The 21,329-nt window shown below is 67.9% G+C and carries 22 protein-coding genes; 14 read left to right on the forward strand and 8 right to left on the reverse strand.

Features of this window, described 5'->3' with window-relative positions; all coding sequences use genetic code 11:
- Positions 1 to 157 precede the first annotated feature (157 nt).
- The 9 genes from recA (at position 158) to WS96_RS23400 (ending at position 9,337) form a co-directional block, all read left to right on the forward strand.
- Positions 158 to 1,228 carry a recombinase RecA gene (gene recA, locus WS96_RS23360; protein ID WP_059504553.1) on the forward strand — a complete coding sequence of 357 codons (1,071 nt, stop codon included), beginning with the start codon at positions 158 to 160 and terminating at the stop codon, positions 1,226 to 1,228.
- Positions 1,228 to 2,091, forward strand: coding sequence for a recombination regulator RecX (gene recX / locus WS96_RS23365; protein WP_059835739.1), 864 nt, complete (start codon positions 1,228 to 1,230; stop codon positions 2,089 to 2,091). Before recA ends, recX begins: the two co-directional genes overlap by 1 nt.
- A 145-nt stretch (positions 2,092 to 2,236) precedes the next feature.
- Positions 2,237 to 2,845 carry a DUF2889 domain-containing protein gene (locus tag WS96_RS23370; RefSeq protein ID WP_034208297.1) on the forward strand — a complete coding sequence of 203 codons (609 nt, stop codon included), beginning with the start codon at positions 2,237 to 2,239 and terminating at the stop codon, positions 2,843 to 2,845.
- A 68-nt stretch (positions 2,846 to 2,913) separates the two neighbouring features.
- The gene (sucC, locus tag WS96_RS23375) at positions 2,914 to 4,080 is read left to right on the forward strand and encodes an ADP-forming succinate--CoA ligase subunit beta (protein WP_006477915.1); all 1,167 of its coding nucleotides are present in this window, start codon (positions 2,914 to 2,916) and stop codon (positions 4,078 to 4,080) included.
- A 68-nt stretch (positions 4,081 to 4,148) separates the two neighbouring features.
- Positions 4,149 to 5,030 carry a succinate--CoA ligase subunit alpha gene (sucD, locus tag WS96_RS23380; protein WP_006477916.1) on the forward strand — a complete coding sequence of 294 codons (882 nt, stop codon included), beginning with the start codon at positions 4,149 to 4,151 and terminating at the stop codon, positions 5,028 to 5,030.
- 157 nt (positions 5,031 to 5,187) lie between these two features.
- Positions 5,188 to 5,892, forward strand: coding sequence for a TerC family protein (locus WS96_RS23385; protein WP_059780549.1), 705 nt, complete (start codon positions 5,188 to 5,190; stop codon positions 5,890 to 5,892).
- A gap of 102 nt (positions 5,893 to 5,994) precedes the next feature.
- A complete protein-coding gene (locus tag WS96_RS23390) occupies positions 5,995 to 6,591 on the forward strand; it encodes a pilin (RefSeq protein WP_059835741.1) in 597 nt (198 codons plus the stop codon).
- Between the two features lie 156 nt (positions 6,592 to 6,747).
- A complete protein-coding gene (locus WS96_RS23395; protein WP_059835743.1) occupies positions 6,748 to 8,526 on the forward strand; it encodes a PglL family O-oligosaccharyltransferase in 1,779 nt (592 codons plus the stop codon).
- Positions 8,527 to 8,986: 460 nt separating this feature from the next.
- On the forward strand, positions 8,987 to 9,337 hold the full coding sequence (locus WS96_RS23400; protein ID WP_059504564.1) for a TonB family protein: 351 nt from the start codon (positions 8,987 to 8,989) through the stop codon (positions 9,335 to 9,337).
- Between the two features lie 354 nt (positions 9,338 to 9,691).
- Here WS96_RS23400 and moaC read toward each other — a convergent pair whose 3' ends face one another.
- Positions 9,692 to 10,180 carry a cyclic pyranopterin monophosphate synthase MoaC gene (gene moaC, locus WS96_RS23405; protein ID WP_027789220.1) on the reverse strand — a complete coding sequence of 163 codons (489 nt, stop codon included), beginning with the start codon at positions 10,178 to 10,180 and terminating at the stop codon, positions 9,692 to 9,694.
- A gap of 269 nt (positions 10,181 to 10,449) precedes the next feature.
- Between moaC and WS96_RS23410 the strand changes: the two genes are divergently transcribed.
- Positions 10,450 to 12,144, forward strand: coding sequence for a M48 family metalloprotease (locus WS96_RS23410; protein WP_059835745.1), 1,695 nt, complete (start codon positions 10,450 to 10,452; stop codon positions 12,142 to 12,144).
- Positions 12,145 to 12,202: 58 nt separating this feature from the next.
- Here the strand turns inward: WS96_RS23410 and WS96_RS23415 are convergent, their stop codons facing one another.
- The 6 genes from WS96_RS23415 to WS96_RS23440 form a co-directional block, all read right to left on the reverse strand.
- Positions 12,203 to 12,790 (reverse strand): DUF2946 family protein, encoded by a 588-nt coding sequence (locus WS96_RS23415; RefSeq protein ID WP_059835747.1) that lies wholly within the window; start codon positions 12,788 to 12,790, stop codon positions 12,203 to 12,205.
- On the reverse strand, positions 12,783 to 13,820 hold the full coding sequence (locus WS96_RS23420; RefSeq protein ID WP_059780555.1) for a hydrolase: 1,038 nt from the start codon (positions 13,818 to 13,820) through the stop codon (positions 12,783 to 12,785). The genes WS96_RS23415 and WS96_RS23420 overlap by 8 nt, the downstream gene beginning before the upstream one ends.
- A gap of 33 nt (positions 13,821 to 13,853) precedes the next feature.
- Entirely contained in the window at positions 13,854 to 14,300 is a 447-nt protein-coding gene (locus tag WS96_RS23425; RefSeq protein WP_006477934.1) for a nuclear transport factor 2 family protein, read from the reverse strand.
- Between the two features lie 115 nt (positions 14,301 to 14,415).
- The gene (gene waaF / locus WS96_RS23430; RefSeq protein ID WP_027785312.1) at positions 14,416 to 15,453 is read right to left on the reverse strand and encodes a lipopolysaccharide heptosyltransferase II; all 1,038 of its coding nucleotides are present in this window, start codon (positions 15,451 to 15,453) and stop codon (positions 14,416 to 14,418) included.
- Between the two features lie 139 nt (positions 15,454 to 15,592).
- On the reverse strand, positions 15,593 to 15,787 hold the full coding sequence (locus WS96_RS23435; protein ID WP_006482499.1) for a zinc-finger domain-containing protein: 195 nt from the start codon (positions 15,785 to 15,787) through the stop codon (positions 15,593 to 15,595).
- Positions 15,788 to 15,837: 50 nt separating this feature from the next.
- On the reverse strand, positions 15,838 to 16,761 hold the full coding sequence (locus tag WS96_RS23440; protein WP_027785311.1) for a branched-chain amino acid transaminase: 924 nt from the start codon (positions 16,759 to 16,761) through the stop codon (positions 15,838 to 15,840).
- Positions 16,762 to 16,969: 208 nt separating this feature from the next.
- Between WS96_RS23440 and WS96_RS23445 the strand changes: the two genes are divergently transcribed.
- From WS96_RS23445 to WS96_RS23455, 3 genes are all read left to right on the forward strand, one after another.
- Positions 16,970 to 17,725 (forward strand): AzlC family ABC transporter permease, encoded by a 756-nt coding sequence (locus WS96_RS23445; protein ID WP_059835750.1) that lies wholly within the window; start codon positions 16,970 to 16,972, stop codon positions 17,723 to 17,725.
- Complete coding sequence (locus tag WS96_RS23450; protein ID WP_059835752.1) at positions 17,722 to 18,045, forward strand: AzlD domain-containing protein; 324 nt, start codon at positions 17,722 to 17,724, stop codon at positions 18,043 to 18,045. The genes WS96_RS23445 and WS96_RS23450 overlap by 4 nt, the downstream gene beginning before the upstream one ends.
- 280 nt (positions 18,046 to 18,325) lie before the next feature.
- Positions 18,326 to 19,522, forward strand: a complete 1,197-nt coding sequence (locus tag WS96_RS23455; RefSeq protein WP_059835755.1) for a phosphoglycerate kinase — start codon at positions 18,326 to 18,328, stop codon at positions 19,520 to 19,522.
- Positions 19,523 to 19,679: 157 nt separating this feature from the next.
- Here the strand turns inward: WS96_RS23455 and WS96_RS34585 are convergent, their stop codons facing one another.
- A complete protein-coding gene (locus tag WS96_RS34585) occupies positions 19,680 to 19,808 on the reverse strand; it encodes a hypothetical protein (RefSeq protein WP_023476234.1) in 129 nt (42 codons plus the stop codon).
- Here WS96_RS34585 and pyk point away from each other — a divergent pair.
- Positions 19,807 to 21,243, forward strand: a complete 1,437-nt coding sequence (pyk, locus tag WS96_RS23460; protein WP_034208283.1) for a pyruvate kinase — start codon at positions 19,807 to 19,809, stop codon at positions 21,241 to 21,243. The two genes, WS96_RS34585 and pyk, sit on opposite strands and share 2 nt — an antisense overlap.
- Positions 21,244 to 21,329: the final 86 nt, after the last annotated feature.

Below are 21,329 nucleotides of genomic sequence, written 5' to 3' on the forward strand. Positions count from 1 at the left end.
CCGGCGCGGCTGTCTCCGAAATTATCCGTGTACAACGCAGCCTGCATTGCGGGCTTGCATAAAACACTGTTTTTTTATACAGTGTCTGCATTCGTGGGCAGCGCTTGAAGCGGGCGCGCCTCTGACAGACGCTGCTCATCATAGCAAAGGACGATTCATGGAAGATAGCAAGAAGGGCTCCGGGATGACCGCCGAGAAGAGCAAGGCGCTGGCGGCCGCACTCGCACAGATCGAGAAGCAGTTCGGCAAAGGGTCGATCATGCGGATGGGCGACGGCGAAGCGGCCGAGGACATCCAGGTCGTCTCCACGGGCTCGCTGGGTCTCGATATCGCGCTCGGCGTCGGCGGCCTGCCGCGCGGCCGGGTGGTCGAGATTTACGGTCCGGAATCGTCCGGTAAAACCACGCTCACGCTGCAGGTCATCGCCGAACTGCAGAAGCTGGGCGGCACGGCCGCGTTCATCGACGCCGAGCACGCGCTCGATGTCCAGTACGCGTCCAAGCTCGGCGTCAATGTGCCGGAACTGCTGATCTCGCAGCCGGATACCGGCGAGCAGGCGCTGGAAATCACCGACGCGCTGGTGCGCTCGGGTTCGATCGACATGATCGTCATCGACTCGGTCGCGGCGCTCGTGCCGAAGGCCGAAATCGAAGGCGAGATGGGCGATTCGCTGCCGGGTCTGCAGGCGCGCCTGATGTCGCAGGCGCTGCGCAAGCTCACCGGCACGATCAAGCGCACGAACTGCCTCGTGATCTTCATCAACCAGATCCGGATGAAGATCGGCGTGATGTTCGGCAACCCCGAAACCACGACGGGCGGCAACGCGCTCAAGTTTTATGCGTCGGTGCGTCTCGACATCCGCCGGATCGGCTCGATCAAGAAGAACGACGAGGTGATCGGCAACGAAACCCGCGTGAAGGTCGTCAAGAACAAGGTGTCGCCGCCGTTCCGCGAGGCGATCTTCGACATCCTGTATGGCGAGGGCATTTCGCGTCAGGGCGAGATCATCGATCTCGGCGTGCAGGCGAAGATCGTCGACAAGGCCGGCGCCTGGTACAGCTACAACGGCGAGAAGATCGGCCAGGGCAAGGACAACGCGCGTGAATTCCTGCGCGAAAATCCGGAAATCGCGCGCGAGATCGAGAACCGCATCCGCGAATCGCTCGGCGTCGTCAGCATGCCCGATGGCGTAGGCAACGAAGCCGAGGCGTTGGACGAAGAAGAGTAATGGTTGTGCGCCGAGGTCAGACTGGCGAGCCGGCGGAGCGCGACATGCCCGAAAGGGCGGGGCGCACCGGCCGGCGAGCCGGATCCTCGGGCGCCGATCGGCGTGACGCAGGCGGCAACGCCGCGAACCGCACCGCGACGAGGGCATCCGACGATGCCCTCGTTTCGTTTGAGATTGCCGCACCGGACGATCCGTTCGACGACGACGAGTCGTTCGACGCACACGATCGCTCGCGCCGTCGCGTGTCCGGTGTCCGCTTCCCGGGCGATCGCACAGCCGATTCGCCCGCGGCAGAAGATGTCTATACGCGCAGCAGCCAGCATCCGCGCCGTACACGCCGTGCAGCCGGTGCGTCGTCGGATGCTGCTTCGAGCGACGCGCCGGGCGCCGGCGAGCGCAAGTCGTCGAAGCCGCCGCGCTCATTGAAGGGGCGCGCGCTCGGCTATCTGTCGAGGCGCGAACACAGCCGCGCGGAGCTCGCGCGCAAGCTCGCACCCTACGTCGGCGAGGACGAATCCGTCGAGCCGGTGCTCGATGCGCTGGAAAAGGAAGGCTGGCTGTCCGACGCGCGCTTCGCCGAGAGTCTCGTCCATCGTCGCGCGTCGCGCGTCGGCGTCGCGCGCATCGTCAGCGAGCTGAAGCGCCATGCGGTCGGCGACGGTCTCGTCGAAGAGGTGCATGCCCAATTGCGCGAGACCGAATTGACGCGCGCGCAGGCCGTCTGGCGCAAGAAATTCGGTGCACTGCCGCAAACGCCCGCCGAGCACGCGAAGCAGGCGCGTTTCCTTGCCGCGCGCGGCTTCTCGAGTGCGACCATCGTGAAGTTGCTGAAAATCGGCGACGATTTCCCGATCGACGACTGACGCGCCCGGTCGCGCGCGTGGCGCGCGATTTTGCTGCATTGCAACCGCTTCCGGCAGGCGGGAATACCCGCCGTCGCGGCAAACTGTCTCAAATACCCAATATGCTAAAATCCACGGGTTTTCCTCTTCGGCCTCAACCTCCAGCATGCCGCTATCCGAGCCCGTGCCCCGTCAGTTGCGACATCGACGCGCAATCCGAGCGGAAGCCTACGAGCGCGGCGACGGCTTGTGGGACATCGAAGCCTGCCTGACCGACCACAAGCCGCGCGATGTCGCGCTTGCGTCGGGCATCCGGCCCCAGGGCCTGCCGATCCACGAACTCTGGCTGCGCGTGACCATCGATCGTGACCTCAATGTCGTCGACGCCGAAGCGTCTTCGGAATGGGTGCCCTATCCCGGTCACTGTCAATCCGCCACTCCCGCCTATCGAGCCCTCGTCGGGCTCAATCTCTTCCGCAATTTCCGCCGCAACGCGAACCGGCTGCTCGCCGGCGTCGCAGGCTGTTCCCATCTCACCGAACTGTGCGCCGTGCTGCCGACGGCCGCGATCCAGGCGTTCGCCGGTGACGTGTGGAACGTGCGCGAGGAGGGCGGCGAAGGGCCGGCCCATGACGGCGTGCACGCCGAACCGCCGTTCCAGCTCGGCCGCTGCCGTGCGCTGCGATTCGACGGCGAGGTCGTGCGGCAGTACTACCCGCGCTGGTATGGCCCGATTCGGCCGGATCTACCCGGTGAAGGCAGCACGAAGGAATGAACGGAAATCATTCGAAGAAGCGTCTTAAGCGACATTTCATCCAACTCTCAGACTGAAGGGAATCACGCATGAAGATTCACGAGTACCAGGGTAAGGAAATCCTGCGGAAATTCGGCGTCGCGGTACCGCGCGGCAAGCCGGCGTTCTCGGTGGACGAGGCCGTCAAGGTGGCGGAAGAGCTCGGCGGCCCGGTTTGGGTCGTGAAGGCTCAGATTCACGCGGGTGGCCGTGGCAAGGGCGGCGGCGTGAAGGTGGCGAAGTCGATCGAGCAGGTGCGCGAATACGCGAACCAGATCCTCGGCATGCAGCTCGTCACGCACCAGACGGGCCCGGAAGGCCAGAAGGTCAACCGTCTGATGATCGAAGAAGGCGCCGACATCAAGCAGGAACTGTATGTCAGCCTCGTCGTCGACCGCATCTCGCAGAAGATCGTGCTGATGGGTTCGAGCGAAGGCGGCATGGACATCGAAGAAGTCGCCGAAAAGCACCCGGAACTGATCCACAAGGTCATCGTCGAGCCGTCGACGGGCCTGCTGGACGCCCAGGCCGACGACCTCGCCGCGAAGATCGGCGTGCCGGCCGCTTCGATTCCGCAAGCGCGCGCGATCCTGCAAGGCCTGTACAAGGCATTCTGGGAAACCGACGCATCGCTGGCTGAAATCAACCCGCTGAACGTCTCCGGCGACGGCAAGGTCACCGCACTCGACGCGAAGTTCAACTTCGACTCGAACGCGCTGTTCCGCCACCCGGAAATCGTCGCGTACCGCGATCTGGACGAAGAAGATCCGGCTGAAATCGAAGCGTCGAAGTTCGACCTCGCGTACATCTCGCTCGACGGCAACATCGGCTGCCTCGTGAACGGCGCAGGCCTCGCGATGGCGACGATGGACACCATCAAGCTGTTCGGCGGCGAGCCGGCGAACTTCCTGGACGTCGGCGGTGGCGCGACGACCGAGAAGGTCACGGAAGCGTTCAAGCTGATGCTGAAGAACCCGGACCTGAAGGCGATCCTCGTGAACATCTTCGGCGGCATCATGCGCTGCGACGTGATCGCGGAAGGCGTGATCGCCGGTTCGAAGGCCGTGAACCTGAACGTGCCGCTCGTCGTGCGCATGAAGGGCACGAACGAAGACCTCGGCAAGAAGATGCTGGCCGATTCGGGCCTGCCGATCATCTCGGCCGACAGCATGGAAGAGGCTGCGCAGAAGGTCGTCGCGGCTGCCGCAGGCAAGTAAGCGCGCTCAATGAACACGCATGGCGGCGCGGTTAGCTCGCGACGCCAATCGAACAGAGGTCAAAATACATGTCGATTCTGATCAACAAGGACACGAAGGTCATCACGCAGGGCATTACCGGCAAAACCGGTCAGTTCCATACGCGCGCCTGCCGTGAATACGCAAACGGCCGCGAAGCATTCGTCGCGGGCGTGAACCCGAAGAAGGCCGGCGAAGATTTCGAAGGCATTCCGATCTACGCGAGCGTCAAGGAAGCGAAGGCGGAAACCGGCGCGACCGTGTCGGTCATCTACGTTCCGCCGGCAGGCGCAGCGGCTGCGATCTGGGAAGCGGTCGAAGCCGACCTCGATCTCGCGATCTGCATCACGGAAGGCATCCCCGTGCGTGACATGATCGAAGTGAAGGACCGCATGCGTCGCGAAGGCCGCAAGACGCTGCTGCTCGGGCCGAACTGCCCGGGCACGATCACGCCGGACGAACTGAAGATCGGCATCATGCCGGGTCACATCCACCGCAAGGGCCGCATCGGCGTCGTGTCGCGTTCGGGCACGCTGACGTATGAAGCGGTCGCCCAACTGACGGCGCTCGGCCTCGGCCAGTCGTCGGCAGTCGGTATCGGCGGCGACCCGATCAACGGTCTGAAGCACATCGACGTGATGAAGATGTTCAACGACGATCCGGATACGGATGCGGTCGTGATGATCGGCGAAATCGGCGGTCCGGACGAAGCCAATGCCGCCGAGTGGATCAAGGACAACATGAAGAAGCCGGTCGTCGGCTTCATCGCCGGCGTCACGGCGCCTCCGGGCAAGCGCATGGGCCACGCCGGCGCGCTGATCTCGGGCGGTGCGGATACGGCCGAAGCGAAGCTGGAAATCATGGAAGCGTGCGGCATCACCGTCACGCGCAACCCGTCGGAAATGGGCCGTCTGCTGAAGAAGGCGCTGTAATAATTTCCGTCGGGCTCGTCCTGCAGAAAACGCCGGCTTTGCCGGCGTTTTTTGTTATGCTCGCGCAATGAATTCGTAAGCACCGGGCATGCGTCGTGCATGTGCCGGCGATGAACCGGGTCGCCCGCGAGGCGGCCGCCGTCCTGTCCTCACCGCCATGCTCGAATTCCTGACCTCGCTGCACTGGGGCGCCATTCTCCAGATCGTCATCATCGATATCCTGCTCGGCGGCGACAACGCGGTCGTGATCGCGCTCGCGTGTCGCAACCTGCCGGCGAACCAGCGGCTGCGCGGGGTCGTCTGGGGCACCGCGGGGGCGATCCTGCTGCGCGTCGCGCTGATCACGTTCGCGGTCGCGCTGCTCGACGTGCCGTTCCTGAAGCTCGGCGGCGGGCTGCTGCTGCTGTGGATCGGCATCAAGCTGATGGCGCCGGCCGCCGACGCGCACGACGACATCAAGCCGGCCGACCGGCTGTGGGACGCCGTCAAGACGATCGTGATCGCCGATGCGGTCATGAGCCTCGACAACGTGATCGCGATCGCCGGCGCGGCCGAGCAGGCCGATCCGTCGCACCGGATCGCGCTCGTGATCTTCGGGCTGGTCGTCAGCGTGCCGATCATCGTATGGGGCAGCACGCTGGTGATGAAGCTGCTCGATCGTTTCCCGGTCGTCGTGGCGTTCGGCGCCGGGCTGCTCGGCTGGATCGCGGGCGGGCTGATCGTGAACGACCCGGTCGGCGATCGCTGGCCGGTGCTCGATACGCCGTCGGTGGTATACGGCGCGAGCATCGCCGGCGCGCTGTTCGTCGTCGCGATCGGTTACGCGCTCAGGAAACGCCGCAGCGTGCCCCACGCGCACTGACGGCTGACTGGCCATCCGGCCGACTGTCGGCCTCGCGGCCTGCTGGCTACGATCGAGACGCCTGCCTGTATCGGCAGGCGTTTTTCGTTTCCGGAGCCTGTCATGTTCGAAGCCTTTTCCGTTTCCCTGTTCCGTCGCGTTGCCGCCGATCTCCGGCGCGCGAGTCGGCCGTCGCCGCGCTGGCGGCCGGCCGGCTTCACGCTGATCGAACTGATGATCGTGCTCGCGATCGTCGGCGTCGTCGCAGCCTATGCGATTCCCGCGTACCAGGATTACCTCGCGCGGTCGCGCGTCGGCGAGGGGCTTGCGCTCGCGTCGTCCGCGCGGCTCGCGGTCGCCGACAATGCCGCGAGCGGTGCGAGCCTCGACGGCGGCTACAGTCCGCCTGCCGCGACCCGCAACGTCGAATCCGTCACGATCGACGGCGCGACCGGCCAGATCACGGTCGCGTTCACCACGCGCGTCGCCGCGGCCGGCGCGAATACGCTGGTGCTCGTGCCGTCTGCGCCCGACAAGGCCGATGCGCCCACCGCGCGCGTGCCGCTCAAAAGGGGGGCGATACAGGCGGGCGCGATTGCATGGGAGTGCTTCGCCGCCGGCAAGGACGCGTCGTCGCTGCCGGCGCCGGGCGCGGGGCCGTTGCCGGGCGCCGCCGCGACGCTGCCCGCGAAATATGCACCGGCGGAGTGCCGCGCATAAGGCTGGCGCAGAAGGAAGGCGGCCGCGCATGCGGCCCGCCGGCCGCCGATTCGGCCGGCGGGGGCCGCGGCCCCGCGCCGGCTCGCGGAGCGACAGCCCCGCACAGAGCAGGGAAAGTTTTGTATAGTGCGCCGGTTGCTGACATCCGGTTCGCTCATGCCTTCTACTTTTTCCCGTTCGTTGTCGCTCGTTGCGCTGGCTGTCGCCCTGATCGTGCCGTACGCGATCACGAATCACACGTATCCGATCCCGACCTTCTATTCCGAGTTTTCCGCACTGGTGCTGTATCTGCTGGTGGGCGTATCCGTCGTGCTGCTTGCGCGCACCGGCCGCCCGGCCCAGCCGTTTGCCGCGCCGGCTGCGTTCGCCGCGCCGCTCGGCTTCGCGGCGGTGTTGATCGCGCAGGTCGCGCTGATCCCGCTCAAGGTGCCGTCGATGAACTGGCTGGCGGTCGGTTATCTCGCGGCCGCGCTGGTTGCCATGCAGGCCGGCTACGCGCTGGCGCGCGACGGCATGGCGGAAACCGTGTCGCGGATGATGGCCGGTGCGCTGCTCGTCGGCGGCGTGTTCGCCGTCGGTACCCAGATCGTGCAGTTGTTCCACCTCGAGTCGGCCGTGTCGCCGTTCGTCGTGGTGTACAACATCGCGGTCGACCGCCGTCCATACGGCAACATGGCGCAGGCGAATCACCTGGCCAGCTACATCGCCTTTGCGCTCGCGGGCGCGCTGTATCTGGTGCAGACTCGCCGGCTCGCGGTGTGGGCGTGGCTCGCGCTGTCGCTCGTGCTGTCGGTCGGTCTCGCGCTGACGGTGTCGCGCGGGCCGTGGCTGCAGGTCGCGGTGATGGTCGTCGCGGGCTTCTGGATGGCGTGGGTCGAATCGCGCCGCACGCCGGGCAATGCGCGTGCGTGGCTGATACCGGTCGTGCTCGCCGTCGCGTTCGTCGCGGTGAACGTCGCGGTGCGCTGGGCCAACGTGCACTACCACCTGAATCTCGCGGAGTCGGCCGCCGACCGGATGCGCGATGCCGGGCAGATCGCGCCGCGCCTCGCGTTGTGGAAGTACGGGCTCGCGATGTTCCGCGAGCATCCGCTGCTCGGGGTCGGTTGGGGCGAATTCCCGTCGCACCAGTTTGCGCTCGTGCGCACGCTCGGCGGCGTCGAGATCGCGAACAATTCGCACGACATCTTCATCGACCTGCTCGCGAAGTCCGGTCTCGTCGGGCTCGGCGTGCTCGCCGTCGCGCTCGTCACGTGGTTCGTGCGCGCGGTGCGGGGGCCGCAGTCGAGCATGCGCGTGTTCGGCTTCGCGCTGATCGGCATCCTGCTGATGCATGCGCTCGTCGAATATCCGCAGCAATACATGTTCTTCCTGCTGCCGGCGATGTTCGTGATCGGGCTGCTCGAGGTGAAGCCGCTGCGCATCCTGCCGGGGCGTGCGGCATTCGGGCTGTTCGCGGTGCTGTCGTTCGGCGGCGTGCTGGCGGCGGTGCCGGTGCTGCGCGACTACCAGCGCGCGGAAGTGCTCTATTACGGCAGCAGCCCGGCCGCGCAGTACCGCGATGCGCCGTCGCTGCTGTTCGGCGCGTGGGGCGATTACGGTGCGGCGACGCTGCTCCCGATTTCGCCGGACGATTTGCCGGCCAAGCTCGCCGCGCACGAGCGCGCGATCGCGCTGCTGCCGGGCGAGACGGTGCTGCGCCGCTACGCGGTACTGCAGGCGCTGGCCGGCCGCGAAGCCGACGCCCTCGATACCGTCGCGCGCCTGCATGTGTTCGCGAAGGAATTGAAGGACTGGCCGCAGCAACTGGCCTCGTTGTACAAGCTGTGCGACCAGGAGCCGGCGCTGAAGGCGTTCAGGGCGGCCGTCGTCGCGAAGTACGGGGAAGCACCGGCCGACGAGGGCGACGATTCGGACGACGACGATTCGGATTGACGCACGTCGTGCACGTCGCGCACGCCGGAACGGGGAATGCCGGCGTCTGTTGCGTCGCGCCGAAGGCGGCTGACGTCGGCGCCACACGACGCGGCGCGTAGCGTGCCGCTCCGGTCGGCCATCGATTACGTCGCGGATCGCGCGGATTCCGGTCGAATGGGCGGCGATTCGCGTCAACCATTGTCAAATCGCCGCCGCTGGCCGGGCGGCGCGTGCACAATGCGCGAAAGCGCTGGCGTGCGCGCCGGCGCGGGGCGTAGCCGGTGCGAACACGGAAAACTTCCCGGCTATCCGGGCATTTCGCCGGGCAGGATCGCGGTCGAGCGTCGCTCGGCCGTGCGGCCGTAACGGGGCGCCGGTCCGATGGCCGCGGCGCAGCGAGACATACGCGATGCGGGCGGGGAAGGCTTCCGTCGCGCGGCGCGTGTGCCCAGACAGTGCTGAAGAACGATATTCGACCATGGCCATTCGCTCGACCTACCTGATCCTGCCCGCCGTCGCGATGCTGTTTTCCGGCTGCGCGATGCTGTCGTCGTCGCAGGAAAGCAAGCTGACCTGCCACATTCCGCGTGCCGTCTATCCGGATACCGCGAAGCCGCTCACGCGTCCGGCGACCGTGCTGGTGCGTGCGTTGATGACGACATCCGGCGAAGCGCAGAACGTCACCGTGACGACGAGCAGCCGCAATGCGGCGGCCGATCGCGCGGCCGTCGAAGCGATGACGCACGCCACGTGCGTGCAGACTGGCGCGACCGCGAACCCTTTCTTGCTGACCCAGCCGTTCGTGTTCGAACCGCAGCGCGGGCAGTGACGCCGGGGGCGGGCGCCGCGCCGTGGCGCGCGGTCCAGATTCAGTTCCGGGGTATCGGGTTCGTGCCGCGACAGTCCGGCGTGGCGCCGAATGACGCGAAGCCGTCGCGCGTCCGTCGATCAACGCATCGTGACGGTGTTTTCCGCGCTTGCCCGTCAGGGCCGGTTCACATGGGAACGGATAGCTGCCGGCACGGTGGCGCACCGGGGCACGCATACGGCAGCGGCGCAACGCATTTCACCGAATCGCTCCCCATCGGCGACGTGGTTTCCTGATGGTCTGTCGTTCGACCGGGAAATCACGACAACCATCGATTCCCCCACGAGCTGCGCGCGAGTGCGTCGCGGCGTGCGCTCAGCCGGCGACGTCTTCCGCCTTCCAGTCCCCCGACTTCCCGCCGCGCTTTTCCCGCACGCTCACGTCCGTGATCACCATCCCGCGATCGACGGCCTTGCACATGTCGTAGACGGTCAGCAGTCCGACCTGGACGGCCGTCAGCGCTTCCATCTCGACGCCGGTCCGGCCGAACGTCTCGACCTGCGCGACGCAATGCACGCCCGGCAGCGCGTCGTCGAGTTCGAAGTCGACGGCCACGCGCGTCAGCGCGAGCGGGTGGCACAGCGGAATGAGATCGGCCGTGCGCTTCGCGCCCTGGATCGCCGCGATGCGCGCGACGCCGAGCACGTCGCCTTTCTTGGCCTTGCCGTCGCGGATCAGCGCGAACGTGGCCGGCAGCATCCGGATCGTGCCGCGCGCGATCGCGATGCGTTGCGTTTCCTGCTTGCCGCCGACGTCGACCATGTGGGCGTGGCCGGCGGCATCGAAATGGGTGAGTCCTGACATGGCTTCCTCTAGTGGAACGGCGTGCGCGCGCGCGTGCCTCGATCCTGCTTCGCGATCGGCTGGCCACCGGATTCCACACCGGCGCGACGAACCGATCCAACCTCTCAACGGGCGCCTATCATAGCAGCGGCGTTCGCGTTGCCGCAGGCGCAGATGCCGCATGCGCGGCACGGGACAGTCGTCGCGGCGCCGGTACAATGACCCGAATATTCAGACCAAACGCCGCGCTGCGCGCCGGGTGCGCGGGACGGCGTCGTTTTCATCCTGCCATGCGTGTCAAACAGTTGCTTGCCGTGTCGCTGTCGGCGGCGCTCGCGCTGCCGCCGGGCGGCCATGCACAGAGCGCATCCGCGCCGCCGCTCGAGCCGGCGGGCGGCGGCTCGGCGTCGATTTCCACCGTGCCGTCCGGCATCGCGACCGGCGTGTTCGGCACGTACGGCGGCGCGGAGAGCCGGTTTTCGGACGCGGGCGGTGCGTCGGCGCCGGTCGCGAGCCTGCGCGCGCCGCTGCGTGCGCTGGAGCTGCCCGATCTCGGCGACGGCTCCGGCGGTTCGCTGACGCCGCGAGCCGAGCGCCGGCTCGGCGAGCGCGTGATGCGCGAAGTGCGGCGCGATCCCGACTATCTCGACGACTGGCTCGTGCGCGACTACCTGAATGCGATGGCGGCGCGGCTCGCGGCCGCGGCGACGGCGCGCTACATCGGCGGCTACACGCCGGACTTCGACCTGTTCCCGGTGCGCGATCCGCAGATCAATGCGTTCTCGATGCCGGGCGGCTTCATCGGGATCAACAGCGGGCTGGTGGTGACGACGCAGACGGAGTCGGAGCTCGCATCGGTGGTCGGCCACGAGATGGGCCACGTGCTGCAGCGGCACATCGCGCGGATGATCGGCGCGAGCGAGAAGACCGGTTATACGGCGCTCGCGACGATGCTGCTCGGCGTGCTGGCCGGCGTGCTCGCGCGCAGCGGCGATCTCGGCAGCGCGATCGCGATGGGCGGGCAGGCGTATGCGGTCGACAACCAGTTGCGCTTCTCGCGGTCGGCCGAGCGCGAGGCCGACCGCGTCGGCTTCCAGTTGCTTGCGGGGGCCGGCTACGACCCGTACGGGATGCCGGGCTTCTTCGAGCGGCTCGATCGCGCGTCGATGGGCGATGCGGGCGTGCCGGCCTATGCGCGCACGCACCCGCTGACCGGCGAGCGGATTGCCGACATGGAGGACCGTGCGCGGCGCGCGCCGTACCGGCAGCCGCGCCAGTCGGCCGAATACGGGTTCGTGCGCGCGCGGCTGCGCGTCCTGCAGAACCGGGCGCCGACCGACATCTCGGCCGAGGCGCGCCGAATGCAGCTCGAGATCGACGATCGCACGGCGCCGAACGTCGCGGCGAACTGGTACGGCATCGCGCTCGCGAACACGCTGCTCGGCCAGTACGACGCGGCGGACAAGGCGCTCGCGTCGGCGCGCAGCGCGTTCGATGCGCGCGCGCGGCGCGACGACGATCCGGCGAGCAGTTCGCCGAGCCTCGACGTGCTGGCCGCCGACATCGCCCGCCGTGCGGGCCGAACCGACGACGCGGTACGGCTCTCGGCGCTTGCGCAGCGGCGCTGGCCGGCGTCGCACGCGGCGATCGTCGCGCACCTGCAGGTGCTGATCGCCGCCCGCCGCTTCGCCGAAGCGCAGACGCTCGCACGGGCGCAGGCCAAGGCCGACCCCGAACAGCCGGACTGGTGGGATTACCTCGCGAAGGCGAGCGACGGCAAGGGCGACGTGCTCGCGCGGCGCCGGGCGCTGGCGGAGAAACTGGCGCTAGACGGCGCGTGGCCGTCGGCTATCCGGCAACTGAAGGAAGCGCGCGACGCGAAGGACGTATCGTTCTACGAGCAGTCGATCATCGGCGCGCGGCTGCTGGAATTCGAGGCGCGCTACAAGGAAGAGCGCGACGACGAGAAGAACGGGCGCGGATAGCGGCCCGTCGGGCGGGCAGGCGTGACACGAGTGACACGCCGGCTATGGCGATCGCGCGTCAGCGGCCGTCGTTCGACGCATCGCGCGCCCGCTGCGCGGGGCTCGCGACGAACCCGAACGTCGCCGGCACGTCGGCGCGAGCGAGCTGGCCGAGCGTCAGCGTGCGCCCGTTGCGCCAGCGCAGCACGGGCGGGGTCGCGTCGAAGTCCGCATGATCGGCAAACAAGCCGAGGTCGTGATCGTGCAGCGCCGCGATGCGTGCGGAGGGGCCTGCATCGCGAAACAGCACGCCGCCGCCGTCGTCGAGCCAGACCGCGTCCGGTTCGAACGGGGCGCCCGTCTGGTCGGTGAGCGCAAGCTGCCCGTCGCGTTCGGCGAGCCGCACGACCCACGGCGTATACGCGAGTTCGACGTACACGCGCTGCGGCCCGTTCTGGAAGAACCACTGGCCGTGCTCGTCGCACGCGTAGTTGCGGCCGATGAACGCGTTCAGCGCCGCATGCCGGATCGGCGAGCCGAGCTCGCCGGCCGCCTGCGCGGCGTCGTCGCGCAGCCGCCAGGCGCCGCGCCGGTCGAGCAGCAGCCAGCCGGTGCAATCCGGCACGTTCGGCCATTTGGCGAGCGCCTGCCTGACGATGTCATCCATGGTCGACGAATTTCGAGCAATAGCCGAACACCCGCGCCGACAGCCAGTCGAGGCGGCCGGGGAACGGCCCGGTCATGAAGCCCGCGTGACCGCCGTGCGCGGGCTGGTCGAGCTCGACGGCCGGCGACACGTCGGCAGGCCCCGGCAGCGCCGATTCGGGCAGGAACGGGTCGTTGCGGGCGTTGAGGATCAGCGTCGGCACGTCGATCGCGGGCAGCAGCGGCCGGGTGGTCGCCTTCGTCCAGTAGTCGTCCGCGTTCGCGAAACCGTGCAGCGGCGCGGTCACGACTTCGTCGAAGTCGCGCATCGTCACGGCCTGCAGCATCGCTTCGCGGTCGAACAGCCCCGGATACTGGTCGAGCTTGGCGAGCGCCTTGCGCTTGAGCGTCTTCAGGAAGCTGCGCGTATAGACCATCGCGAACCCCTGCGACAGCGCGCGGCCACCGGCGTGCACGTCGATCGGCGTCGAGATCGCGGCGGCGGCATGCACGATCGACGTGTCGCTGCGGTGCTCGCCGAGCCAGCGCAGCAGCACGTTGCCGCCGAGCGACACGCCGGCCGCGACCAGCGGCCCGCGATGCTGCGCGGCGAGCCGGCGCAGGATCCAGTCGACCTCGGCGCTGTCGGCGAGATGGTAGAAGCGCGGCTGGCGGTTGATCTCGCCGCTGCAACTGCGGAAGTGCGGGACGACCGCGTGCCACCCCTTCGCGCGCGCGGCCGCCATCATCGCGAGCGCGTAGTGCGAGCCGGAGCTGCCTTCGAGGCCGTGGAACAGCACGAACAGCGGCGCGTCGGGCGCCGGCGCCGCGCTGTCGAGATGCGCGACCCAGTCGAGATCGATGAAGTCGTGGTCGGGGGTTTCCCATCGCTCTCGCCGGTAAGCGACAACCGGACGCCGCGCGAACAGCGCGGGCACGATGGTTTGCACATGGCTGTTGGGCAGCCAGCGCGGTGCGCGATAGCGCAATGAATCGTCGTCGGGGGCCGGGGCCCCGGTCAGCGGCGAGGTGGGCGGAGAAGCCGTACTCATGATCGCCCCGCTAATGCGTTGCTTCGTTCTTCGTCAGTGCAGCGGACCCTGCCCGTGACGGATCTTCGCGGCGAATTGTCCGGCCGCTTGTTCAGGAATCGGGCTCGCGTGGATGTGCGCGATACGCCACTCGCCGCGTTCGTGAATCATCACGTACGTCGCGAAAACCATGTCGGGTTCGGCCGTCAGGTCGGCCTGCTGATGCGCTTCGGCGATCGTGTAGACGACCGTGCCGAGGCTGTCGTACACGCGGATGTCGAGCGGCTCGATCGTGACCGGGCGCGTCGCGAGCCGGTTGGCGAGCCCGCCGCGGATCTGGTCGAGGCCGTGCAGATGCTCGCCGTCCGCCCATACGCAGCTGGCGAAATCCTCGTCGATCCACAACGCCAGCAGCGCGTCGAGATTGGCATCCGCGACGGCCTGGTAGTAGGCGTTCAGCGTATCGGCAGCGGCTTCGAAAAGGCGGGCAAAACGTGGCATCGGGGTTGTCTCTCGCGCGCATCGCGCGCCGTATTCAGCATGGCGGCCCGGATCGAGCCGCCGCGCACCGGTGAATCGGATTGCCCGGCGCGCCGTGCGACGCCGCCGGTCAGGGTCAGCGCTGCCCGACGAGCATGCCGCGCAAATCGCCGAATACCTGCTCGGGACCGAGTTCGCGCAGGCACTTCAGGTGGCCGAGCGGGCACTCGCGTTCGAAGCAGGGACTGCATTCGAGATGCAGCCATTGTACCTTCGCCAGGTCCGACAGCGGAGGGGTGTGGCGCGGATCGGTCGATCCGTACAACGCGACGAGCGGCCGGCGCAGCGCGGCGGCGACGTGCATCAGCCCCGAATCGTTGGTGACGACGGCGTTCGCGCGCGCGATCAGCGCGCACGCCTCGGACAACGACGTCTGCCCGCACAGGTTGCGCACGTTCGGCGCGTGGTCGGCAATCGCCTGCGCGGCCGCCGCATCCTTCTGCGAGCCGAGCGCGACGATCTGCGTATACGGGAACGACTGGTGGACGATGGTCGCGAGCGACGCGAAATGCTCGGGCGGCCAGCGCTTGGCCGGACCATATTCGGCGCCGGGGCAGAACACGACGAGCGGCTTGCGCGTATCGAGATTGAAGCGGGCGGACACGCGCGCCGTCTCGTTCAGGTCGGCGTCCAGGCGCGGCGCGGGCAGCGTCTTCATCGACTCGGGCAGCTTCGCCCCCGGCGCGTAGGCGAGCGCCGCGTAGTGGGTCGTCATCGGCGGGCGCTCGCCCGACTTGGTCGGATTCGCGTGCCGCACGTTCAGCAGCCCGTAGCGGTGCTCGCCCGTATAGCCGATCCGCAGCGGGATGTTCGCGAGCCACGGGATCACCGCGGACTTCAGCGAATTCGGCAGCACGTACGCCGCGTCGTAGCCGACGTCGCGCAGGTCGCTCGCGAGCTGCCAGCGGCGCAGCAACTGCAGCTTGCCGTGCGCGAGATCGGTCGCGTAGACATCGTGGATCTCGGGCATCCGCTCGAGCACGGGCGCGACCCACGAGGGTGCGACGGCATCGATCGCGATGCGGGGATGGAGCTTTTTCAGCAGCGCAAAAAGCGGCTGCGCCATCAATGCGTCACCGATCCAGTTCGGTGCGATAACCAGCGCTCGACGCATCAGGTCGACTTCCGATGTCGTAATGAAGCACGGCGCACGGGCGCCGCGTTCGGGTTGCCAGAATGGGGAAGGGCGGCGCGCCGGACCTCCGGCTGCGCCGCCTTGCGGATCGAAGGCCCTCGGGCCCGGCCGGCGGGGCTCAGTGGCCCTTGACGACCTCGCCGTCGCGCAGCTTGTAGCGCGTGCCGCAGTACGGGCAGCGCGCCTCGCCGTGCGACACGTCGATGAACACGCGCGGGTGCGCATTCCAGCGCGTCATGGCCGGGTTCGGGCAGTAGGCGGGAAGATCCTTGGCCGTCAGCTCGACCAGCGGCATTTCCTTGATTTCACTCATGAGACTTTCTCTTATCACTCTTGTGTGGGGCAGTCGGTCGCGCGGCGCGCTCAGACCTTCGTCAGCCAGTGCGCGTACTTCGCGTTCTTGCCCGACACGATATCGAAAAACGCCGACTGGAGCTTTTCCGTGACGGGGCCGCGCGCGCCGCTGCCGATCGTGCGGTTGTCGAGCTCGCGGATCGGCGTGACTTCGGCGGCCGTGCCGGTGAAGAACGCTTCGTCGGCCGTGTAGACCTCGTCGCGCGTGATGCGCTTCTCGATCACGTCGATGCCGGCGTCCTTCGCGAGCGTGATGACCGTGTCGCGCGTGATGCCGTCGAGGCACGACGACAGGTCGGGCGTGTACAGCTTGCCGTTGTTCACGAGGAAGAAGTTCTCGCCGGAGCCTTCGGACACGTAGCCGTCGACGTCGAGCAGCAGCGCTTCGTCGTAGCCGTCGGCCGTCGCTTCCTGGTTCGCGAGAATCGAGTTCACGTACCAGCCCGACGCCTTCGCGCGCACCATCGACACGTTCACGTGATGGCGCGTGAACGACGACGTCTTCACGCGGATGCCCTTCGCGAGGCCTTCTTCGCCGAGATACGCGCCCCACGGCCACGCGGCGATCGCGACGTGGATCGTGTTGCCCTTCGCGGCCACGCCGAGCTTTTCGGAGCCGACCCAGATGATCGGGCGCAGGTAGCACGACTCGAGCCGGTTCTCGCGCACGACCGCGAGTTGCGCGGCTTCGAGCGTTTCGCGGTCGAACGGCACGTCCATCTGGAAGATCTTCGCCGAATTCAGCAGACGCTTGGTGTGCTCGCGCAGGCGGAAGATCGCGGTGCTGCCGTCGGCCGCCTTGTACGCGCGTACGCCCTCGAAGACGCCCATGCCGTAGTGCAGCGTGTGGGTCAGGACGTGGATCTTGGCGTCGCGCCAGTCGATCAGCTTGCCGTCCATCCAGATCTTGCCGTCGCGGTCGGCCATTGACATAGGATTCTCCTGGAAGCGGTGGGGTGCTGCGGGTTGTATGCAGCGTTGAGCCGGAAAGACGCTTATTTTAGCGTCATTTGGCGGCGATCCGGTCGGTCGGCACAGGGTCGGGGCTATAATCGGCCGGTACCGATTCCAATAACGACGGGCCTTGCCGGCGGGAGACGCCGGCGCCCGGACGAACCGCCCGCTGCAGCCCGCCTTTCCCATGCTCGCTCGATTGTCCGCCACCGACCGCTTCGCGCTGATCCAGGGCGCGCGCGACTATTCCCCGACACTGATGGCGATCCTGTCCTGGGGGCTCGTCACCGGCATCGCGATGAGCAAGTCCGTGATGACGCTCGGGCAGGCGAGCGCGATGTCGCTGTTCGTCTACGCGGGCTCGTCGCAGCTCGCGGTGCTGCCGCTCCTCGCGGCGAAGCTGCCGATCTGGACCGTGCTGCTCACGGCCGCGATGGTCAACCTGCGCTTCGTGATCTTCAGCGCCGGGCTGGCGCCCCATTTTTCCTACCTGCCGCTGTGGCGGCGCCTCGCGATCGGCTATTTCAACGGCGACGTGATCTACCTGCTGTTCCAGAAACAGGGCTTCGCGTACGGCCGCGTGCCGGGCAAGGAGGCGTATTTCTGGGGGATGGCGCTCGCGAGCTGGGCGTCTTGGCAGGTGTCGTCGCTCGCCGGCATCCTGCTCGCGAGCATCTTTCCCGCGAGCTGGGGACTGGAGCTGGCCGGCACGCTCGCGCTGATCCCGATCATGGTGTCGGCGGTCGCGAACCGTTCGACGCTCGCGGCCGTCGCGGTCGCCGGGATCGTGGCGCTGATCGCGTTCGACCTGCCGTACCGGCTCGCGCTGCCGCTGGCGGTGTTCGCCGCGCTCGCGGCCGGCTGCGCGGCCGATTTCTTCGTCGAGCGCGCCGACTGGCGGCGCATCCGGACCGAAACCGTGCACGAAAAGGACATCGAATGAACGCGACCGAGATCTGGATCGTCATCGTCGGGATGACGATCGTCACGGCCGTCACGCGCGCGCTGTTCCTGATCGGCGGCGAGCGTACCGTGCTGCCCGAACGCGCGCAGCGCGCGCTGCGCTACGCGCCGGCCGCCGCGCTGGTCGCCGTCGTGCTGCCCGACGTGCTCGAAACGCCGGCGGGGCTGTCGTTCGGGCTGTCCAATCATCCGCTCTACGCGGCGCTCGCCGGCCTCGGCTGGTTTTTGTGGCGGCGCAGCATGCTCGGCACGATCGTCGTCGGCATGCTCGTGTTCACCGCGCTGCGCCTGATGTTCTGATGATTCGCTGCCCCGGCCGGCCGCGTGCCGACCGGAGCGGCCCGGGCGTTGTTGCGATGCAGCATCACGCCGCCGGCCGCACGCAATCCCAAATAGGCGGAATTCGCCGCCGCACGGGTCAGTCTGCCGGGTGGATCGGCTAGAATGCCCGTTCGAGATTTTTTACCCGTGCGCGTCATGCGAACCGCCAGCCACGGCCGCATCCGGCGCCCTTTCGCGGCAGCCCGCGCACGTCCAGCGTGAACCCCCTTTCCCCATCCACTACTTCAATCTGTTCAACATGAGCCAAGTCAAGCGTCTCACCGACCTGATCGCCGCCGGCCAGCTCGCCGGCAAGCGGGTGTTCATCCGTGCCGACCTGAACGTCCCGCAGGACGATCACGGCAACATCACCGAGGACACGCGCGTGCGCGCGTCCGTGCCGGCCATCCGGGCCGCGCTCGACGCCGGCGCGGCCGTGATGGTCACGTCGCACCTCGGCCGTCCGACCGAAGGCGAATTCAAGCCGGAAGACTCGCTCGCGCCGGTCGCGAAGCGTCTGGGCGAACTGCTCGGCCGCGACGTGCCGCTCGTATCGAACTGGGTCGAGAACGGCGTGAACGTCGCGCCGGGCCAGGTCGTGCTGCTCGAGAACTGCCGCGTGAACAAGGGCGAGAAGAAGAATTCGGACGAGCTCGCGCAAAAGATGGCGAAGCTCTGCGACGTGTACGTGAACGACGCGTTCGGCACCGCGCACCGCGCGGAAGCGACCACGCACGGCATCGCGAAGTACGCGCCCGTCGCGTGCGCGGGCCCGCTGCTGGCGGCCGAACTCGACGCGCTCGGCAAGGCGCTCGGCAACCCGGCGCGCCCGCTGGTCGCGATCGTCGCCGGTTCCAAGGTGTCGACCAAGCTGACCATCCTGAAGTCGCTGGCCGGCAAGGTCGACCAGTTGATCGTCGGCGGCGGCATCGCGAACACGTTCATGCTCGCGGCCGGCCTGTCGATCGGCAAGTCGCTCGCGGAAGCCGATCTCGTCGCCGAGGCGAAGGCGATCATCGACGAAGCGCGCGAGCGCGGCGCGTCGGTGCCGATCCCCACCGACGTCGTCACCGCGAAGGAATTCTCGCCGACGGCCGCGGCCACGGTGAAGCAGGTCGCCGACATCGAGGCGGACGACATGATCCTCGACATCGGCCCCGATACGGCCCGCGCGCTCGCGAGCCAGCTCGAGAAGGCCGGCACGATCGTCTGGAACGGCCCGGTCGGCGTGTTCGAGTTCGACCAGTTCGGCAACGGCACGAAGACGCTCGCCGAAGCGATCGCCAAATCGTCCGCGTTCTCGATCGCGGGCGGCGGCGACACGCTCGCGGCCATCGCGAAGTACGGCATCCACGACCAGGTCAGCTACATCTCGACGGGCGGCGGCGCCTTCCTCGAGTTCCTCGAGGGGAAGAAGCTGCCGGCGGTGGAAGTGCTCGAAACGCGGGCGGCCTGAGCGTGGCGACGCGCGCAGGGGCGACGAAGGCCGTGCGCTCCGCGAAAGCGGAGCAGCCGGCCGGCGCGGGCAAGCGCAAACGCGCGCCCGCGCGGGCGAACTCGGCCCCGCGCGCACCGGCGGCCGCCGGCGACGCGGCCGTGCAGCACCACGAGATTCAGAACAAAGCGATGCCGGGCGCAAGCACCGGCACGCTCCCCGGAGCGGCCGCCGCTGGGCCTGCCGCTTCCGGCTCTCGCAGCGTTTCACCCAGCGCATCCACCTTGATCCAGATGAGGAGTTTCATGCAGCGCGCCACCAAGATAGTCGCCACGATCGGCCCGGCCTCCAGTTCGCCGGAGACTCTGCTGCAGATGATGCAGGCGGGCCTCGACGTCGTGCGGCTCAATTTTTCGCACGGCACGGCCGACGATCACCGCCAGCGCGCCGAAATGGTGCGCGAGGCCGCCCGCAAGGTCGGCCGCGAGATCGCGATCATGGCCGACCTCCAGGGCCCGAAGATCCGCGTCGGCAAGTTCGAGAACGGCAAGACCACGCTCGTGCCGGGGCAGCCGTTCATCCTCGATGCGGGCTGCGAACTCGGCAACGACGAGCGCGTCGGCCTCGACTACAAGGAACTGCCGCGCGACCTGAAGCCGGGCGACCTGCTGCTGCTGAACGACGGGCTGATCGTGCTGACCGTCGAGCGCGTGCTCGGCGACGAGATCCACACGACCGTCAAGGTGGGCGGCGAGCTGTCGAACAACAAGGGGATCAACCGCCAGGGCGGCGGCCTGTCGGCGCCGGCGCTGACCGCGAAGGACATGGAGGACATCCGCACCGCGATGTCGCTCGGCGCGGACCTCGTCGCGGTGTCGTTCCCGAAGAACGCGACCGACATGGAAATGGCGCGCCAGCTCGCGAACATCGCGGGCGCGCCGTACGGCATCAAGCCGAAGATGATCGCGAAGATCGAGCGCGCGGAAGCGATTCCGGCGCTGCAGAGCATCCTCGACGCATCCGACGGCATCATGGTCGCGCGCGGCGACCTCGCGGTGGAAGTGGGCAACGCGGCCGTGCCGGCGTTGCAGAAGCGGATGATCCGGATGGCGCGCGAGTCGAACAAGCTCGTGATCACCGCGACGCAGATGATGGAATCGATGATCTACGCACCGGTGCCGACCCGCGCGGAAGTGTCGGACGTCGCGAACGCGGTGCTCGACGGCACCGACGCGGTGATGCTGTCGGCCGAGACGGCCGCCGGCAAGTACCCGGTCGTCACGATCGAGACAATGGCGGCCGTGTGCGTCGAGGCGGAAAAGTCGGAGCATGTCGAGCTGGACAAGGATTTCCTCGACCGCACGTTCACGCGGATCGATCAGTCGATCGCGATGGGCGCGCTGTTCACCGCGTATCACCTCGGCGCGAAGGCGATCGTCGCGCTGACCGAATCGGGTGCGACCGCGCTGTGGATGTCGCGTCACTACACGCACGTGCCGATCTTCGCGCTGACGCCGCGCGTCGGCAGCGAGCGCACGATGGCGCTGTACCGCAACGTGACGCCGCTGCACGTCGACTTCAACAGCGACCGCGATTCGGCGCTGCAGGCGGCGCTCGAGATCGTCGTCAAGCAGGGTTACGTGCAGCACGGCGACATGGTCGTGCTGACCGTCGGCGAGCCGATGGGGCAGGCGGGCGGCACCAACACGCTGAAGATCGTACGAGTCGGCGAGCATTATTGAGCGCCGCCCGAGCCGCATCGAGCCGGCTCGCGGCCTGCGGCCCGGATCGGCCGGAATCGATCCGGCACCGTTTTTTGCGCGAAAGC

The organism is Burkholderia sp. MSMB1835 (genome assembly GCF_001526365.1).
Classification (GTDB): Bacteria; Pseudomonadota; Gammaproteobacteria; order Burkholderiales; family Burkholderiaceae; genus Burkholderia.

What these genes read in the sequence shown, in the direction of transcription:
- WS96_RS23415 (WP_059835747.1), bottom strand. Translation starts at nt 12,790, where the DNA reads ATGGATGACATCGTCAGGCAGGCGCTCGCCAAATGGCCGAACGTGCCG.
- WS96_RS23445 (WP_059835750.1), top strand. Translation starts at nt 16,970, where the DNA reads ATGCTCGCTCGATTGTCCGCCACCGACCGCTTCGCGCTGATCCAGGGC.
- WS96_RS23455 (WP_059835755.1), top strand. Translation starts at nt 18,326, where the DNA reads ATGAGCCAAGTCAAGCGTCTCACCGACCTGATCGCCGCCGGCCAGCTC.
- WS96_RS23410 (WP_059835745.1), top strand. Translation starts at nt 10,450, where the DNA reads ATGCGTGTCAAACAGTTGCTTGCCGTGTCGCTGTCGGCGGCGCTCGCG.
- waaF (WP_027785312.1), bottom strand. Translation starts at nt 15,453, where the DNA reads ATGCGTCGAGCGCTGGTTATCGCACCGAACTGGATCGGTGACGCATTG.
- WS96_RS23450 (WP_059835752.1), top strand. Translation starts at nt 17,722, where the DNA reads ATGAACGCGACCGAGATCTGGATCGTCATCGTCGGGATGACGATCGTC.
- pyk (WP_034208283.1), top strand. Translation starts at nt 19,807, where the DNA reads ATGCAGCGCGCCACCAAGATAGTCGCCACGATCGGCCCGGCCTCCAGT.
- WS96_RS23390 (WP_059835741.1), top strand. Translation starts at nt 5,995, where the DNA reads ATGTTCGAAGCCTTTTCCGTTTCCCTGTTCCGTCGCGTTGCCGCCGAT.
- recX (WP_059835739.1), top strand. Translation starts at nt 1,228, where the DNA reads ATGGTTGTGCGCCGAGGTCAGACTGGCGAGCCGGCGGAGCGCGACATG.
- WS96_RS34585 (WP_023476234.1), bottom strand. Translation starts at nt 19,808, where the DNA reads ATGAAACTCCTCATCTGGATCAAGGTGGATGCGCTGGGTGAAACGCTG.
- sucD (WP_006477916.1), top strand. Translation starts at nt 4,149, where the DNA reads ATGTCGATTCTGATCAACAAGGACACGAAGGTCATCACGCAGGGCATT.
- WS96_RS23370 (WP_034208297.1), top strand. Translation starts at nt 2,237, where the DNA reads ATGCCGCTATCCGAGCCCGTGCCCCGTCAGTTGCGACATCGACGCGCA.
- WS96_RS23385 (WP_059780549.1), top strand. Translation starts at nt 5,188, where the DNA reads ATGCTCGAATTCCTGACCTCGCTGCACTGGGGCGCCATTCTCCAGATC.
- WS96_RS23425 (WP_006477934.1), bottom strand. Translation starts at nt 14,300, where the DNA reads ATGCCACGTTTTGCCCGCCTTTTCGAAGCCGCTGCCGATACGCTGAAC.
- WS96_RS23400 (WP_059504564.1), top strand. Translation starts at nt 8,987, where the DNA reads ATGGCCATTCGCTCGACCTACCTGATCCTGCCCGCCGTCGCGATGCTG.
- WS96_RS23435 (WP_006482499.1), bottom strand. Translation starts at nt 15,787, where the DNA reads ATGAGTGAAATCAAGGAAATGCCGCTGGTCGAGCTGACGGCCAAGGAT.
- moaC (WP_027789220.1), bottom strand. Translation starts at nt 10,180, where the DNA reads ATGTCAGGACTCACCCATTTCGATGCCGCCGGCCACGCCCACATGGTC.
- recA (WP_059504553.1), top strand. Translation starts at nt 158, where the DNA reads ATGGAAGATAGCAAGAAGGGCTCCGGGATGACCGCCGAGAAGAGCAAG.
- WS96_RS23440 (WP_027785311.1), bottom strand. Translation starts at nt 16,761, where the DNA reads ATGTCAATGGCCGACCGCGACGGCAAGATCTGGATGGACGGCAAGCTG.
- WS96_RS23420 (WP_059780555.1), bottom strand. Translation starts at nt 13,820, where the DNA reads ATGAGTACGGCTTCTCCGCCCACCTCGCCGCTGACCGGGGCCCCGGCC.
- WS96_RS23395 (WP_059835743.1), top strand. Translation starts at nt 6,748, where the DNA reads ATGCCTTCTACTTTTTCCCGTTCGTTGTCGCTCGTTGCGCTGGCTGTC.
- sucC (WP_006477915.1), top strand. Translation starts at nt 2,914, where the DNA reads ATGAAGATTCACGAGTACCAGGGTAAGGAAATCCTGCGGAAATTCGGC.